This window comes from Niveispirillum fermenti, assembly GCF_052474395.1.
Genome location: NZ_CP156678.1, coordinates 148,031 through 163,398 on the forward strand (window position 1 = coordinate 148,031; position 15,368 = coordinate 163,398).

At 67.5% G+C, this 15,368-nt stretch carries 12 protein-coding genes; 8 read left to right on the plus strand and 4 right to left on the minus strand.

The window, feature by feature from the left end; translation table 11 throughout:
- Positions 1-82: 82 nt before the first annotated feature.
- From ABC728_RS00635 to ABC728_RS00645, 3 genes are all read left to right on the plus strand, one after another.
- Complete coding sequence (locus ABC728_RS00635) at positions 83-2,488, plus strand: glycoside hydrolase family 3 N-terminal domain-containing protein (protein WP_416621422.1); 2,406 nt, start codon at positions 83-85, stop codon at positions 2,486-2,488.
- A 426-nt stretch (positions 2,489-2,914) separates the two neighbouring features.
- Complete coding sequence (locus ABC728_RS00640) at positions 2,915-3,895, plus strand: serine hydrolase domain-containing protein (protein WP_445376313.1); 981 nt, start codon at positions 2,915-2,917, stop codon at positions 3,893-3,895.
- 417 nt (positions 3,896-4,312) lie between these two features.
- The gene (locus tag ABC728_RS00645; protein ID WP_416621424.1) at positions 4,313-5,362 is read left to right on the plus strand and encodes a LacI family DNA-binding transcriptional regulator; all 1,050 of its coding nucleotides are present in this window, start codon (positions 4,313-4,315) and stop codon (positions 5,360-5,362) included.
- Here the strand turns inward: ABC728_RS00645 and ABC728_RS00650 are convergent.
- The 4 genes from ABC728_RS00650 to ABC728_RS00665 all read right to left on the minus strand — a co-directional run bounded on the left by ABC728_RS00650 (position 5,345) and on the right by ABC728_RS00665 (position 12,029).
- Positions 5,345-6,697 (minus strand): sigma-54-dependent transcriptional regulator, encoded by a 1,353-nt coding sequence (locus ABC728_RS00650; RefSeq protein WP_416621425.1) that lies wholly within the window; start codon positions 6,695-6,697, stop codon positions 5,345-5,347. The genes ABC728_RS00645 and ABC728_RS00650 overlap by 18 nt on opposite strands.
- Positions 6,694-8,478 carry a sensor histidine kinase gene (locus ABC728_RS00655; protein ID WP_416621426.1) on the minus strand — a complete coding sequence of 595 codons (1,785 nt, stop codon included), beginning with the start codon at positions 8,476-8,478 and terminating at the stop codon, positions 6,694-6,696. Before ABC728_RS00655 ends, ABC728_RS00650 begins: the two co-directional genes overlap by 4 nt.
- A 79-nt stretch (positions 8,479-8,557) precedes the next feature.
- Positions 8,558-9,898: a dicarboxylate/amino acid:cation symporter gene (locus tag ABC728_RS00660; protein ID WP_416621427.1), complete on the minus strand. Its 1,341-nt coding sequence runs from the start codon at positions 9,896-9,898 to the stop codon at positions 8,558-8,560.
- A 337-nt stretch (positions 9,899-10,235) separates the two neighbouring features.
- Positions 10,236-12,029: an ABC transporter transmembrane domain-containing protein gene (locus tag ABC728_RS00665; RefSeq protein ID WP_416621428.1), complete on the minus strand. Its 1,794-nt coding sequence runs from the start codon at positions 12,027-12,029 to the stop codon at positions 10,236-10,238.
- A 210-nt stretch (positions 12,030-12,239) separates the two neighbouring features.
- Here ABC728_RS00665 and rpmE point away from each other — a divergent pair, with 210 nt between their 5' ends.
- The 5 genes from rpmE (at position 12,240) to ABC728_RS00690 (ending at position 15,368) form a co-directional block, all read left to right on the plus strand.
- The gene (gene rpmE, locus ABC728_RS00670; protein WP_416621429.1) at positions 12,240-12,461 is read left to right on the plus strand and encodes a 50S ribosomal protein L31; all 222 of its coding nucleotides are present in this window, start codon (positions 12,240-12,242) and stop codon (positions 12,459-12,461) included.
- A 218-nt stretch (positions 12,462-12,679) separates the two neighbouring features.
- Positions 12,680-13,588, plus strand: coding sequence for a spore coat protein U domain-containing protein (locus ABC728_RS00675; RefSeq protein WP_416621430.1), 909 nt, complete (start codon positions 12,680-12,682; stop codon positions 13,586-13,588).
- 90 nt (positions 13,589-13,678) lie between these two features.
- Complete coding sequence (locus ABC728_RS00680) at positions 13,679-14,161, plus strand: hypothetical protein (protein ID WP_416621431.1); 483 nt, start codon at positions 13,679-13,681, stop codon at positions 14,159-14,161.
- Between the two features lie 58 nt (positions 14,162-14,219).
- A complete protein-coding gene (locus ABC728_RS00685) occupies positions 14,220-14,642 on the plus strand; it encodes a VOC family protein (RefSeq protein WP_416621432.1) in 423 nt (140 codons plus the stop codon).
- Positions 14,643-14,828: 186 nt separating this feature from the next.
- Positions 14,829-15,368, plus strand: a complete 540-nt coding sequence (locus ABC728_RS00690) for a MarR family transcriptional regulator (protein WP_416621433.1) — start codon at positions 14,829-14,831, stop codon at positions 15,366-15,368.

The following is a 15,368-nucleotide window of genomic DNA, read 5'->3' on the forward strand; positions in this document are numbered from 1 at the left end:
CCCCGCCACTTGCCACAATGATAGCGCTACCATCGCTCCAGAAGAGGGCGACCTCAACGCTGACGTTCCCAGGGAGGAAACCTTGCCGACGACCCCCAAGCTGTCCCGCCGACTGTTCGGCGCCAGCCTGCTGGCGCTCACCTCCGCCGCTTCCGTGCCTGCCGGCATGGCGTTCGCGCGCGGGCGCGAACCCTATCGCGACCCGTCGCTGCCCATCGCCGACCGGGTGGAGGACCTGCTGAAGCGCATGACGCTGGAGGAGAAGGTCGCCCAGATGATCGGCATCTGGCAGGACAAGAAGAAGGTCCACAATGCCAAGGGCGGCTTCGATGCCCGCCTGGCATCGAAGAATTTCCCCAACGGGCTGGGCCAGCTTTCCCGTCCCGGCGACCGTGTGGGCGCCGTGGATCGCGATGGCGCCCCCATCGCGGCCGGGGCCAAGGCCAATATCGTCAACCGGGAGGGGCTGGAGGCCGCCACCTATGCCAATACCGCCCAGAAATGGGCCGTGGAGAAGACGCGGCTCGGCATCCCGCTGATCTTTCACGAGGAGGCGCTGCACGGGTTCGTGGGCCGCGGCGCCACCAGCTTCCCGCAATCGATCGCGCTGGCCAGTTCCTTCGACACCGAGATGGTGGAGCGCATCTTCAGCGTGGCGGCACGGGAAATGCGCCTGCGCGGCGTGCATCTGGCCCTGTCGCCCGTCGTGGACATCGTGCGCGACCCGCGCTGGGGCCGGACGGAGGAAACCTATGGCGAGGACCCGTGGCTGGTGGCCGAGATGGGCTTGGCCTCCATGCGCGGTTTCCAGGGCACGACCCTGCCGCTGGCCAAGGACAAGGTCCTGGTCACGCTGAAGCATCTGACAGGCCATGGCCAGCCGGAAAGCGGCACCAATGTCGGTCCCGCGCCCATTTCGGAACGCACCCTGCGCGAGAATTTCCTGCTGCCCTTCGAACGGGCCGTGAAGACCCTGCCCATCCGGTCCGTCATGGCCTCCTACAACGAGGTGGACGGTGTGCCCAGCCATGTCAGCAAATGGCTGCTGACCGATGTGCTGCGCGGCGAATGGGGGTATGAGGGCGCCGTCGTCAGCGATTATTTCGCCATCCGCGAACTGAAGACGGTCCACCACATGATCAGGGACCTGGACGAGGGCGCCGTCCGGGCGCTGGAAGCCGGGGTGGATGTCGAATTGCCGGATGGGGAGGCGTTCCCCGCCTTGCCGGCACTGGTCCGCGCCGGCCGCGTGGCGGAGGAACGGATCGACCAGGCCGTGCGCCGCATCCTGCGCCTGAAATTCGAGGCGGGGCTGTTCGAGGAACCCTATGTCGATCCGAAGGCCGCCGACCGGCTGACCGCCCTGCCCGACGCCGTCGCCCTGGCGCGTGAGGCGGCGGCCCGGTCCATCGTGCTGCTGAAGAACGAGCAGCAGACACTGCCGCTTGATCCCGGCAGGGCCGGCAGGCTGCTGGTGGTCGGCACCCACGCCGTGGACACGCCCATCGGCGGCTATTCGGAGGTGCCGCGCCATGTCGTCTCCGTGCTGGAAGGCGTCAAGGCCGCTGCCGGCCCGGCGCTGACAGTCGATTATGCCGAAGGCGTGCGTCTGACCCGCACCCGGGTATGGGAGGAGGACGAGGTCATCCCCGTCCCGGACGAGGAGAATGCCCCCCTGATCCGGGAAGCCGTCGCCAAGGCGGCGAACGCCGACGCCATCCTGCTGGTGCTGGGCGAGAACGAGCAGTTGAGCCGTGAGGCCTGGGCCACCAACCATCTGGGCGACCGCGCCAGCCTGGACCTGTTCGGCAAGCAGTCCGAACTGGCCGAGGAGATGTTCAAGCTGGGCAAGCCCGTCATCGTGCTGCTGCTGAACGGCCGGCCGCTGGCCGTGAACCGCCTGGCGGAAAAAGCCCATGCCCTGCTGGAAGGCTGGTATCTGGGGCAGGAGACGGGCAACGGCGTGGCCGATGTGCTGTTCGGCCGGGTGTCGCCGGGCGGCAAGCTGCCCATCACCATCCCGCGTTCCGTGGGCCAGTTGCCCGTCTACTACAATGCCAAGCCGTCGGCGCGGCGCGGCTATCTGTTCGATGACATCACGCCGCTATACCCGTTCGGCTTCGGCCTGACCTATTCCACCTTCGACATGGACACCCCGTCCTTGTCGCGTTCCTCCATCGCCGTGGGGGACAGCGTGGAGGTGTCCGTCACCATTCGCAATACCGGCCGGCGCCGGGCCGATCAGGTCGTCCAGCTCTATCTGCGCGACGAGGAGGCCAGCATCACCCGCCCCATCAAGGAACTGAAACGGTTCCAGCGTGTGACGCTGGATGCCGGGGCACAAACCACCCTGCGCTTCACCCTGACGCCGGACGATCTGGCGATCTGGAACATGGACATGAAGCGCGAGGTGGAACCCGGCCTGTTCACCATCAGCACCGGCTTCGACAGCGTGGATCTGAAGCCCGTGGCGCTGACGGTCGTCTGATGCGGCATAGCCACGCCAACGGATGGGGGCACCGGCGATTGAGGTGCCGAAAATCCTGACCACCGGTCAGGGTTTTCGGCCGCTGGTACAAGGGCAGCATTGATCAGGACCGTCGGTTCTGATCACCGCAAAATAGTATAAGAGTCTGGCCGGAAACTTGGGAGGGCAGAGCGTGGCCCCGGCCGACCGGTTCACCCGCAAGCCTTGAATTGGCCCTGGTGCCTGCCGTCCGACTATGGCCAACAATATGCCATGCATCGCGATGGCACGACCAGGGGGGGAAGCATGAACAGGCGGGTTTCCAGATGGGCACTCATTGCCCTGTGCCTCTTCTCCATGGCGCCGGCCCTGGCGCAATCCCCTGCTCAGGATTGGGCGGTCGTCGATGCACAATCCGGGGGCCTCGACCCCGCACGTCTGGATGCCATGACGGCCGCCATCGAAAAGGGTGACTTCCAGAGGGTCACCAGCGTCGTCATCGCCCGCAACGGGCGTCTGGTCTATGAACATTATTTCGATGAGGGTGGCCGCGACGCCCGCCGGAACACGCGCTCGGTGACGAAGACCGTCACCGGCATGCTTGTGGGTCTGGCGATCGGCGACCGGGCGCTGACCAGTGTCAAATCCTCGGTCACCGCCTTCTTTCCCGAGCTGCAGCCCCTCCAGAATCCCGATCCGCGCAAGGATAGGATCACGGTGGAGGATTTCCTCACCATGAGCTCGCTGCTCGAATGCAATGACAGCAACTCCTACTCCCGCGGGAACGAGGAGCGGATGTACCTGATCGAGGATTGGGTCAGGTTCACGCTCGACCTGCCGATCAGGGGTTTCCCTGCCTGGGAGTCGCCGCCGGCCCGGTCGCCGCATGGGCGAAGCTGGAGCTATTGTACGGCGGGCGCTACGACGCTGGGGCCGATCATTCAGCGCGCCACGGGCAAGACCGTCCAGGATTATGCCCAGCAGCGCCTGTTCGGGCCGATGCAGTTCGGCCCGGTCGAGTGGCAGTTCACCCCCAAGGGCGACGCCATGACGGGCGGCGGCCTGGGCCTGCGCAGCCGGGATTTGCTGAAGCTGGGGCAGCTCTATCTGGATGGCGGCATCTGGCAGGGCCAGCGCCTGATCTCCGCCGACTGGGTCCGCGCCTCGACCAGCCCCCAGGCCCAGGTCGATGACCAGACGGACTACGGATATCTCTGGTGGATCAAGCGCCTGAAGACGGCACAGGGCGAGGAGCTCGCCTGGCTGATGAATGGCATGGGCGGCAACAAGGTCGTGGTATTCCCCCGGCTGCATATCGTCGTGACCATCACGACCACGAATTTCCGGGTCCGGGATGCCCACGGCCTGTCCGAACGTCTGCTGACCGATTTCGTGCTGCCCGCGGCGGGCGCTGAGGGCGATGATTAGAGCCAACAGGTTCTGATCATCGCAAAACGGTATAAGCCCGCCCAACCCAGGCTCAACACATCAGCGCCCCCATGGGGGCACAGCATGGAAGGGGCGAAAAATCACGCCGCCATTATCAGCCAAAGACAGCCACAGTTGATCTGACCTCGATGCCACCGGCTTTTGTGCGGCAGATCCGCTGTCCGACGGCCATTTCGAAAACGGCCGGCAACTGGTGTACGGGGGGGGGGAGAGGACGCCCGGTCCCGAAGGGTTTGAAAGCCAGTCCCGAAGGGTTTGAAAGATTGTCCTTCCTTTCCGGGGATTGAAAGCTGGAGCCCGCGCCGTCCACACCCCGGACAGAACCATTGAACGGTTGCGCTAACACCCGCACAGGGCGGATAAGGAACTCCGGCGTTTCGGGTTCAGGGGCAGGCGATGGCGGAAAGACAGCGGCGGCGGGGTACACAGGCGGTCACCATCCGGGAGGTGGCGGCACGGGCCGGCGTTTCGTCCATGACCGTGTCGCGCGTCATCAACAAGGATGACAAGGTCAACGACAATACCCGCGCCCTGGTGGAAGCGGCCATCCGCGAACTGAACTACACCCCCAATCCCGCCGCCCGCCGGCTGGCGGGGTCGGAGGTGCTGCGCATCGGCCTGCTCTATTCCAACCCGTCATCCGCCTATCTGTCGGAATTCCTGGTGGGCGCGCTGGATGAGAGCAGCCGGGAGGGCCATCAGCTCGTCGTGGAGAAATGCGCCGGCACGGCCAAGGCCGCTGCCGCCGTCACCCGGCTTCTGCAGGGCGGCGTCAACGCCTTCATCCTGCCGCCACCGCTCTGTGAGTCCAAACCCATCCTCTCCCTGCTGGAGGCGGCGGGCGTGCTGGCCGTGGCCGTGGCCACGGGGCGTCCCAACCCCACGATGCCGACCATCCGCATCGACAATTACGCCGCCGCCCGGCAGATGACCGAACACCTGATCGGCCAGGGGCACCGGCGGCTCGGCTTCATCAAGGGCAACCGCAACCAGTCGGCCAGCGACATGCGCCTGCACGGGTTCCTGGATGCCTGCCAGGCGGCCGGCATCGGCGATGCCGACATCCTGACCGAACAGGGACAGTTCGACTATGCCTCGGGCCTGATGGCGGCGGAAAGGCTGCTGGCGGCCGATCCGCGGCCCACGGCCATCTTCGCCGCCAATGACGACATGGCCGCCGCCACCATTTCGGTGGCGCACCGGTTGCGTCTGGATGTGCCGGGCGACGTGGCCGTGGCCGGCTTCGACGATACGCTGATCGCCACCACGGTCTGGCCCGCCCTGACCACGATCCGCCAGCCCATCGCCGCCATGGGCAAGGCCGCCGTCATGGTGCTGGCCAATGCCCTGCGCACCCGGTCCCAGGCGCCGCGCGCCGGGGACGGGCCGGAACAGAAGCTGCTGGGCTACAAGCTGGTGCGCCGCGATTCAACGGACGGGGCGTGACGGGCGGAAATCGTCCATATCGATCGCCAGCCGCTTCAGCTTGTCGTAAAGCGTCTTCCGGGGCACGCCCAGCCGGTCCGCCGCCGCCGCGACATCGCCCTGCATCTCCATCAGGGCGATGCGGATCAACTGGCGCTCGAACGCCTCCACCTGGGCGGCCAGCCCCGCCTCCACCACGGCCGCCCCCCGCATCAGGGCCGGCAGGCCCAGCGCTGCCCGGTCGGCGGCGTTGCGCAGTTCGCGCACATTGCCGGGCCAGTCATGCGCCAGCAGGGCCTGCCGGTCGGCGGCCGGCACCAGGGCGGGCGGGCGGCCCAGCCGGTCGGCGGCCAGCAGCAGGAAATGGTCCAGCAGCAGGGCGATATCCTCCCGCCGGTCGCGCAGCGGCGGGAGCGCCAGGGGCACGACATTAAGCCGGAAATAGAGATCCTCGCGGAACCGGCCCTGCTTCGACAGGGCTCCCAGATCCTCCTTCGTCGCCGCCACGAAGCGGATATCCAGCGCGATGGACCGGTTGGCGCCCAGCCGCTCCACGCGCCGGTCCTGCAGGACACGCAGCAGCTTCACCTGTGCTGCCAGTGGCATGCTTTCGATCTCGTCCAGGAAGACGGTGCCGCCATCGGCGAATTCCAGCTTGCCGATGCGGGTCCTGGCCGCCCCGGTGAAGGCGCCGGCCTCGTGCCCGAAAAGCTCGCTCTCCACCATGCTGTCGGGAATGGCGCCGCAATTGATGGCGACGAAGGGCTTCGCGGCGCGGTTGGAGAACTGGTGCAGGGCGCGGGCCACCATCTCCTTGCCGCTGCCCGTCTCCCCCAGGATCAGCACGTCGGCACCCGTATCGGCCACCTGGCGGATCAGGTGCTTGACGGCCATCATGGCGGGGGACCGGCCCAGCAGGACGGCGTCCAGCCCGTCCTGCCGGGTCAGCGCCCGGCGCAGCACCCCCACCTCTGCCGCCAGCCGGCGCTTTTCCAGCGCGCGGGTGACGGTCGCCACCAGCCGGTCGGAGGCAAAGGGCTTCTCGATGAAGTCATAGGCGCCATCCCGCATGGCGCCCACGGCCATGGCGATATCGCCATGCCCCGTCATCAGGATGACCGGCAGGTCCGGGTCATGCTCCAGGGCGGCCCGCAGCAGGGCCAGCCCATCCATGCCGGGCAGGCGGACATCGGTGACCAGCAGGTCGCCGCCCTCCCGGCCCAGCGCCGCCAGCGCCGGCTCGGCCGCGGCGAAGGCCGTGACGGGCAGGTCGGCCAGTTCCAGCGCCTGTTCCACGCCCAGGCGCACGGCGTCGTCATCCTCCACCAGCAGGATGCGCGGCGCGCTGTCCTTCATGCTTGCTCCCCCACGGGCAACTCCACGCTGAAGACCGCCCCGCCATCGGGACCATTGGCCGCCGACAGGCTACCATCATGGTCGCGGATGATGCCGGCCGAAATCACCAGCCCCAGACCAAGGCCCAGTCCCGGCGCCTTGGTGGTGAAGAACGGCTCGAACAGGCGGGGCATGTCGGCGGGTGCGATGCCGGGGCCGCTGTCGGCAATGTCGAGGCGCAGCCGCCCGGCCGCCGCCGCCGGCCCGGCCGTCACCCGCACCCGGCGGACGGGCGCCCCGGCCACGGCATCCAGCGCATTGCCCAGCAGGTTCACCAGCACCTGCTCCAGCCGCAGGGGGTCGCAGCGCACCTGTCCGCCCGCCGGCAGCCCCTCTGGCAGGTCGATCACCATCACCGCCCCCGTGCGCCGCGTCTTTTCCACCAGCAGGGTCAGGGCATTATCGATGGCGCGGGCCAGCGGCACATTCTCCGGCCGGTTGTCGGACCGGCGGGCGAAGGTGCGAAGCTGGCCGGTGATCCGCGCCATGCGTTCGGTCAGCCCGGCGATATGGCGCAGATTCTCTGCCACCCGGTCCAGCCGGCCGCGCTCCAGGAAGGTCGCGGCATTGTCGGAAAAGGTGCGCAAGGCGGCCAGCGGCTGGTTCAGCTCATGCGTGATGCCGGCCGACAACTGGCCCAGTGCCGCCAGCTTGGCCGCCTGCACCAGCCCGTCCTGGGCACGGTGCAGGTCCTGGTTGGCGGCGACCAGTTCGGCCGTGCGGGCCGCGACCTGCCCCTCCAGCGCCGCCGCCGCCCGCCGCCAGGCCAGCCGCGTCCGCCGCCGCTGCCGCCAATAGAGCCAGGCCAGCGCCAGCAGCGCCGTCAGCCCGACCCCGGCCGTGCGGCCGATGTCACGGGCCAGGTCCACCCCGTCCAGGCTGGACAGGAGGTAGAGCCGCCACGGCGTCCCCTCCACGGCGCTGCCGGTCACCAGATACCGGTCGGGCAGGCCGGCCAGGGATGCCGTGCCGTCCGGTCCCGGGCGCCAGTCCAGCGGCCGCAGCCGCACCCCCTCATACTGGCGGGTATCGGCCAGCCGCACCTGCTCCGCCGCCGTCGGGGCCGCCAGCATGCGGAAGGTCCAGTCCGGGTTGGAAGACAGGATGACGACGCCGTTGGCGTCCACCACCAGGATCGGGTCGGCCGCCTGGGCCCAGGACCGCTCCACGGGCGCCAGCGACACCTTGACCACCGTGATGCCCAATGTCAGGGCGCCATCCTCCAGCGCGCGGGCGAAATAATGGCCGGGCTCCCGGCTGGTCGTGCCAATGCCATAGAAGCGTCCCGACCCGCCGGCCAGCGCCTCGCGGAAATAGGGACGATAGGCGAAATTGCGGCCGACGAAACTGTCGGGCCGGCGCCAGTTGCTGGCCGCCAGCGTGGTGCCGCCCGTATCCAGAAGATAAAGCGCCGCCGCCCCCGTCCGGTCGGCGATCCGCTCCATATAGAGGTTGGCTTCCGCCACGGCGGCGGGATCATCGGGCGCATGCAGCACGCGGCGCAGGGTCTGCGACAGGGCCAGGATGGCGGGCAGCGTCTCGTGCCGCGTCAGCTCGCTGCGCAGGCCGGCGACATAAAGGGCGCGGCGCGGGCCCGCCGCTTCGGCCAGATTGTCACGGGCCAGCCGCGCGGCCAGCGCCCCACCGGCCCAGGCCAGCAGGAACGCCGACAGGGCGAAGGCCGCCGCGATCAGGCCGGTCTTCACCCTGTTCCTGGCACGATCGGTTTCGGGTTGGCTCATGGCAGGTCCAGGATAGGGCAAGGCCGTCGCGGCCGGAAAGCTCTATCTCCAGCCGGCCGCCGGGTGGCGGCGCCCGGCGTCACTCCGCCGGGGCCATCACGGCGCGCGGGCGCTCCGCCTCCTCGATCCCGGTCGGGTTGGCCAGTTCGGCGGCCAGCTTGTCGGTATCCAGCGCACCTTCCCACTTGGCGACCACCAGCGTGGCGACGCCGTTGCCGATCAGGTTGGTCAGCGCGCGGGCTTCGGACATGAAACGGTCCACACCCAGGATCAGCGCGATGGAGGCGACGGGGATATGCCCGACCGTGGCCAGGGTGGCCGCCAGCACGATGAAGCCCGATCCCGTGACACCGGCCGCCCCCTTGGAGGTCAGCAGCAGCACGGCCAGGATGCCCAGTTCCTGCCAGATGGTCAGGTCCGTATTGGTCGCCTGCGCCAGGAAGATGGCGGCCATGGTCAGATAGATGCAGGTGCCATCCAGGTTGAAGGAATAGCCCGTGGGCACGACCAGCCCCACGACCGACTTCTCCACCCCCAGCCTGTTCAGCTTGGTCATCATGCGCGGCAGGGCGCTTTCGGAGGAGGAGGTGCCCAGCACGATCAGCAGCTCCTCCTTGATGTAGCGGATGAAGCGGGTGATGGAGAAGCCCGCCGCCCGTGCCACGATGCCCAGCACGCCGAAGATGAAGATCAGGCAGGTGACATAGAAGGCGGCCATCAACTGGCCCAGCGAGACCAGCGTCTCCACCCCGTACTTGCCGATGGTGAAGGCCATGGCGCCGAACGCGCCGATGGGGGCGGCCTTCATCAGGATGGCGACGATGCGGAAGAACACGCCCGACGCCTGGTCGATCATGTGCAGAAGCGGCCGGCCGCGATCCCCCAGGCCGTGCAGGCCGAAGGCGAACAGGACGGAGATGAACAGCACCTGCAGGATCTCCCCCTCGGCGAAGGCGCCGACCACGGTGGTGGGGATGACATGCATCAGGAAAGCCACCGTGCCCTGTTCCTGCGCCTTGGCGGCATAGGCGGCGATGGACTTCGTGTCCAGCGCGGCGGGGTCGACATTCATGCCGGCACCGGGCTGCCACAGGTTGACGATCACCATGCCCAGGATCAGGGCGACGGTGGTCAGCACCTCGAAATAGATCAGCGCCTTCAGGCCGACGCGACCGACCTTCTTCATGTCCTCCATCCCGGCGATGCCATGCACGACGGTGAAGAAGATGATCGGGGCGATCAGCATCTTGATCATCTTGATGAAGGCATCGCCCAGCGGCTTCATGCTCTCGCCGATGGACGGATAGAAATGGCCCAGCGCGATGCCGATGGCGATGGCGCCCAGCACCTGCACATAAAGGCTGTGATAGAATTTCCCGCGCGCCACCGGCGCGGCCGTGACGCTGGCACCCTGGGCCATGTCGCTTCTCCCGTTTCGATGTTGACCATCGGTGGGTTGGGAGCCCCCGGCCCCGTCCCGCCCTTCGTGCCCCCTTCAGAGCACGTCGCGTGCCAGAGGGGTGGTCTTCATCTTTTCAAGGACTTGGCGTCCGGCCGGCTGCCGGTCTGTCGGGAAATCCGGACAATTTCCAGGGCCGCGCGTGCGGATTTCCGGACAAGCACGCCCGACCATCCCGTGTGGGGGGAGGGCACGGCAGGCGCGGTGCGCCGTTGCCGGCAGCCATGCGCGCGCCCCCCCTGTGTGACAGGGTGTGTGACGTCACACGGGGGAGGGGAAGCGGGAGAAGCCTTGCGCGTCAGCCCCGGTCGAACTGGAGCGCGGCCAGCCGGGCATAAAGGCCGTTGCGGCGGATCAGTTCCTCATGCCGTCCCGTCTCCACCACGCGGCCCGCCTCCAGCACGACGATACGGTCGGCATTGACAATGGTGGACAGCCGGTGGGCAATGATCAGGGTGGTCCGCCGCTTCATCAGCCCGTCCAGCGCCGCCTGCACAGCGCGCTCGCTTTCCGCGTCCAGCGCCGATGTCGCCTCGTCCAGCAGCAGCACGGGGGCATCGCGCAGGATGGCGCGGGCGATGGCAATGCGCTGGCGCTGGCCGCCGGACAGGCGCACCCCCTTCTCGCCCAGGAAGGTGTCGAACCCTTCCGGCATGGCTTCGATGAAATCCAGGGCATGGGCGGCGATGGCGGCCTGACGCACCTCCGCATCCGTGGCCCCCGGCCGGCCATAGCGGATATTCTCCATGGCATTGGCCGAGAAGATCACCTGTTCCTGCTGCACGATGCCGATGCGGGCCCGCAGGTCGGCCGGGTCCGTCCGGGCGATGTCAACGCCGTCCAGCCGGATCACGCCGGCCTGCGGGTCATAGAAACGCAGCAGCAACTGGAAGATCGTGGTCTTGCCGGCCCCGCTGGGTCCCACCAGCGCCACCCGCTCGCCCGGATGGATGACCAGATCCAGACCCGACAGCGCGCTGTCCCGGGGGCGGGAGGGATAGTTGAAGGACACGCCATCGAACACGACCTCCCCCCGCGTCGGCACCGGCAGGGGCAGCGGATGGGAAGGGGCGCGGATGTCGGGAACGGTGGCCAGCAGGTCGAACAGCCTTTCCGTGGCGCCGGCCGCGCGCGACAGGTCGCTGGCCACCTCGGACAGGGCGCCGACCGCGCCCGCCACCATGACGGCATAGAAGATGAAGGCGGAAAGCTGGCCGGGGCTGATGCGCCCGGCGATGACATCATGCCCGCCGATCCACAGCACCATGCCGATGGCCCCGAACACCAGCACGATGACCAGCATGGTCAGCCAGGAGCGGGCGCGGATGCGCCGCAGGGAGACGGCAACCGTCTCCTCCACCCGGTCGGCGAAGCGGCGCACCTCCATCGGCTCGCGGCCGAAGGCCTGGACCGTGCGGATGCCGCCCAGCACCTCGTCCACCGTGCTGCCGATATCGGCGACCGCATCCTGGCTGGCCCGCGACAGGGTGCGCACCTTGCGCCCGAACACCACGATGGGCGCCACGACCAGCGGCACGACCAGCAGTACCAGCCCCGTCAGCTTGGCACTGGTCAGGGCCAGCAGCGCCAGGCCGCCGACCAGCATCAGCGCGTTGCGCAGCGCGATGGATACGCTGGTGCCGATCACCTGCTGGAGCAGCGTGGTATCGGTGGTCAGGCGCGACAGCACCTCGCCCGTGCGCGTCGTCTCGAAGAAGGAGGGCGACAGGGTGACCAGATGGTCGAACACCTTGCGCCTTATATCGGCCACCACCCGTTCCCCGATCCAGGACACCAGATAGAATCGGGTGAAGGTGGAGACCCCCAGCAGTACGATGACCACCAGCATGACCAACAGCGCCTGGTTCAGCAGGTCGGCATTGCCGGCCGCGAATCCGCGATCGACCAGGGCCTTCAGCCCCTGCCCCAGGCCCAGCACGGTGCCCGCCGCCACGACAAGGGCCAGCGTGGCCCCCGCCATGGCCATGCCATAGGGCTTCAAAAAGGGCCAGAGCAGCCGCAGGGGCTTGAGATCGCGGCGGTTGCGGCCATCCGGGCCGCCCGTTCCGGCACTGCTGTCACGAAAGACCAAGGAAGTCGCTCCGGCAGGAAGAAAGCTGATGAAATCCACACGCACCCGTGGTAACCGCATGGCCGCGCCAGGGCAATATCCACGCCCGGGTGGCATAGCTGCCGCGCCCATGTGTATCAGCCCTGCCTTGCAGCGATGCGGGGCCGGATGGGGTTGCCACCGCCCCAGGCTTTGTATATAAGCGCGGCTTCGATTTAGGGACTGCCGACCATGAAGCCTGACATCCACCCCGCTTATCACGAGATCACCGTCGTCATGACCGACGGTTCCTCCTTCAAGACCCGCACCACCATGGGCAAGGCCGGCGACACGCTGCGTCTGGACATCGATCCGAAGTCCCATCCGGCCTGGACGGGCGTGCAGAAGCTGCTGGATACCGGTGGCCAGATCGCCAAGTTCAACAAGCGCTTCCAGAGCTTCGGCCTGAAGTAAGCTGCTTGGCCGCAAGGCACGCGCAAAAGCGTCGCCGGACATTTCCGGCGACGCTTTTTGTATTGGCCTGCCTGTATGTTTGGTCTGCCTGGATCAGGCTGTCCGGACGGTGCGGGGCCTTTATACGAATTCGCACCAGGCGGTCTGGAGACGGGTGGCCGATGCTGGCATTGTCGGTTGCACGCTTCTGCAAGCTTCCGGACAGGGTGAGACGTGCGATGCCCCCGATGTTCCAGCGCCTGCCGTTCCTGCCCGTGCTGCTGTTGCTGGCCGGGACCCTGCCGGCTATGGCCAAGGACAGCGACCGGTGCGACATCGACATCCGGTCCATCGACCGGATCGAGCCGACGGCTGAGTATGATCCCTATGGCGGCGGCGCCACGGGCTATAACGAGATCGAGCTGCGGCACAAGGATGGCGGCGCCTGCGCGCTGCTGGTCGGCATCGATGACGGGGGCAACGGCACCCGCGTCATGGAAAGCGCCAAGGACCGGCTGGTCTATGAACTTTACAAGGATGCCCGGCTGAGCCAGCGGGTCGGCGACATCCGTGGCAACGAATCGGCCATGTTCCCCCTGGCCATGAGCGCCAAGCAGGATACCGCCCGCCTGCAGGTCTTCAGCTATATCGAGCCGGGACAGCTTGTCGCCAAGGGCACCTATCAGGACCGCGTCACCGTCAATGTCTATGAGCTGCGGGACGGGACGCCCTATGGCCCCATCGCGTCCCGCACGGCCCAGGTGCGTACCAAGGTGCGGTCCGTGGTCAGCGCCAGCGTGGTGGTCGACGGGGTGTCGCGGCCGCTGTCCGGATCGGTCGGCACGCTGGACATGGGGGAACTGACGCGCGGCGGCAGCGGCCGGTTCGAACTGTCGGTCAGCGGCAATGGCGACTATTCGCTGTCGCTTTCCTCCGAGAATGCCGGCCGCCTGGTGTCCCGCGACAGCCCGTCGGGCATCGGTTATCGGCTTTATGTCGGTGGCCGAGCCGTGTCGCTGGGTAGCGGCACCACGGTGGGGCTGGGCGGCGCCGGCAATTACGAATTGCGGGTGGAAAGCGACGCGGCACCGCAGGCGCTGGCCGGCACCTACCATGACAACTTGATCTTAACGATCACGACCGAATAATATCCTTATTGCCGGCCAAATGGCCGGCACGGCGCTTCCCCGCCCAGGGGGCTGCCGGAATGCCCAGAACGGGTGGAAGTGAGGTGGGATATGGCCAATCAGTTCAGGCGCAATGCCATCGGCCGCGTCACGGCCCTGCTGGTCCTGGCCGGGTGCGCCGGGGTGGGCGTTCTGGCGCAGGCGCAGGGATCGACCCAGGCGACACTGACCCTGCGCGCCAGCATGCCGCAAAGCTGCACCGTCGCCCTGTCCACCACCAGCGCCACGCTGGACCTGAATGCCGGCGTCACCAACCTGCCCGTCGCCACGGTGGAGGAGCGGTGCAACGCCTCCAACGGCTATACGGTCAGCATGGTGTCCAAGAATGGCGGCGCCCTGTCGGCCGGCGGGGCCAATATCGGCTATACCCTGCATTACGGGGACACCAACAGCAGCACCGGCACCCTGGCCGCCGAACGCGGCGTGTCCGGCAATGCGCGGCAGACCGTGCTGTCCGTCTCCATCCCGCCCGGCACCAACCGACAGGCCGGCGATTACGAGGATACGGTGACGATCAGCATCGCCGCCAAATAACCTTCCCTACCCCTCCCCGCCCATCCCGCCCATCCCGCCCATCCCGGAGGAACCCGGCATGACAACGCGGCCACGCTTCCATCTGGCCTTTCCCGTTCATGACCTGGACGCGGCCCGCGGCTTCTATGGCGGCCTGCTGGGCTGTGCGGAGGGGCGCAGTTCCCCTCAATGGGTGGATTTCGATCTTCACGGTCACCAGATCGTGGCGCATCTGGCGCCGGGGGAATGCGGCGCGCGCGATACCAGCCCCGTGGACGGGCATGACGTGCCCGTCCGGCATTTCGGCCTGATCCTGGATTGGCCGGATTGGGAGATGCTGGCGGCCCGGCTGCGCGCGGCGGGCCAGCGCTTCATCATCGAACCCGGCATCCGCTTCACCGGAAAGCCGGGGGAACAGGCGACGATGTTCCTGCTGGACCCGTCCGGCAACGCCCTGGAATTCAAGGCGTTCCGCGACGAAGCCATGATCTTCGCCCGCTGAGGTCGCCCCCCTCCATCCAAAGGGCCTATACCGCCGGAGAGGGGTATTTTTGTGCGGTTGCACTTGCGGTCGCCGCCACAGACGATAATGTAGGGGAAGGGCGGGACGAGTGCTTTCTTCTCCGGCCGGCTTTCTGCCATGAGGCGAGCGATGATGGCGGGTGATGAAGGGTGGGGGATTGGCAGGATGATCAGGTTGACCCGCATCGGCGAAGCGCCGGTGGAACATTTCCCCGACCGGAGCCAGCCGGCCCCGGTAAGCGAGATTTCGCTTTATGGCGACATTGCCCGCGTGCTGGACCATATGCAGCGCCGTCTGCATGATGTGGTCCGCGTCGAACTGGGCCGGATCGGCGTGGATGACATCAGCCCCATGCAGGTGCTGATGCTTCTGAATATCGGCGGTGACGAACTGACCGTCCGCGACCTCATGGAGCGCGGCTATTATCTGGGGTCCAACGCCAGCTACAATCTCAAGCATCTGGTCGAACAGGGCTATGTCGACCGCGGGGCCTCGGCCCGCGATCGCCGGGCCGCCCGCCTGCGCCTGTCGGAAAAGGGCGAATGGCTGTGTGCGGAGATCAAGAAGCTGGAGGAGCGGCAGGCCGCGCAGTTGCTGCACACCGCATCCGATGTCCGGGACCTGGAGACCACATATAACATGCTGCGCCGCCTGGAACGGCTTTGGGGGGATGTCGTCCGTTACGACAGCCGTGGCCAGGACTGA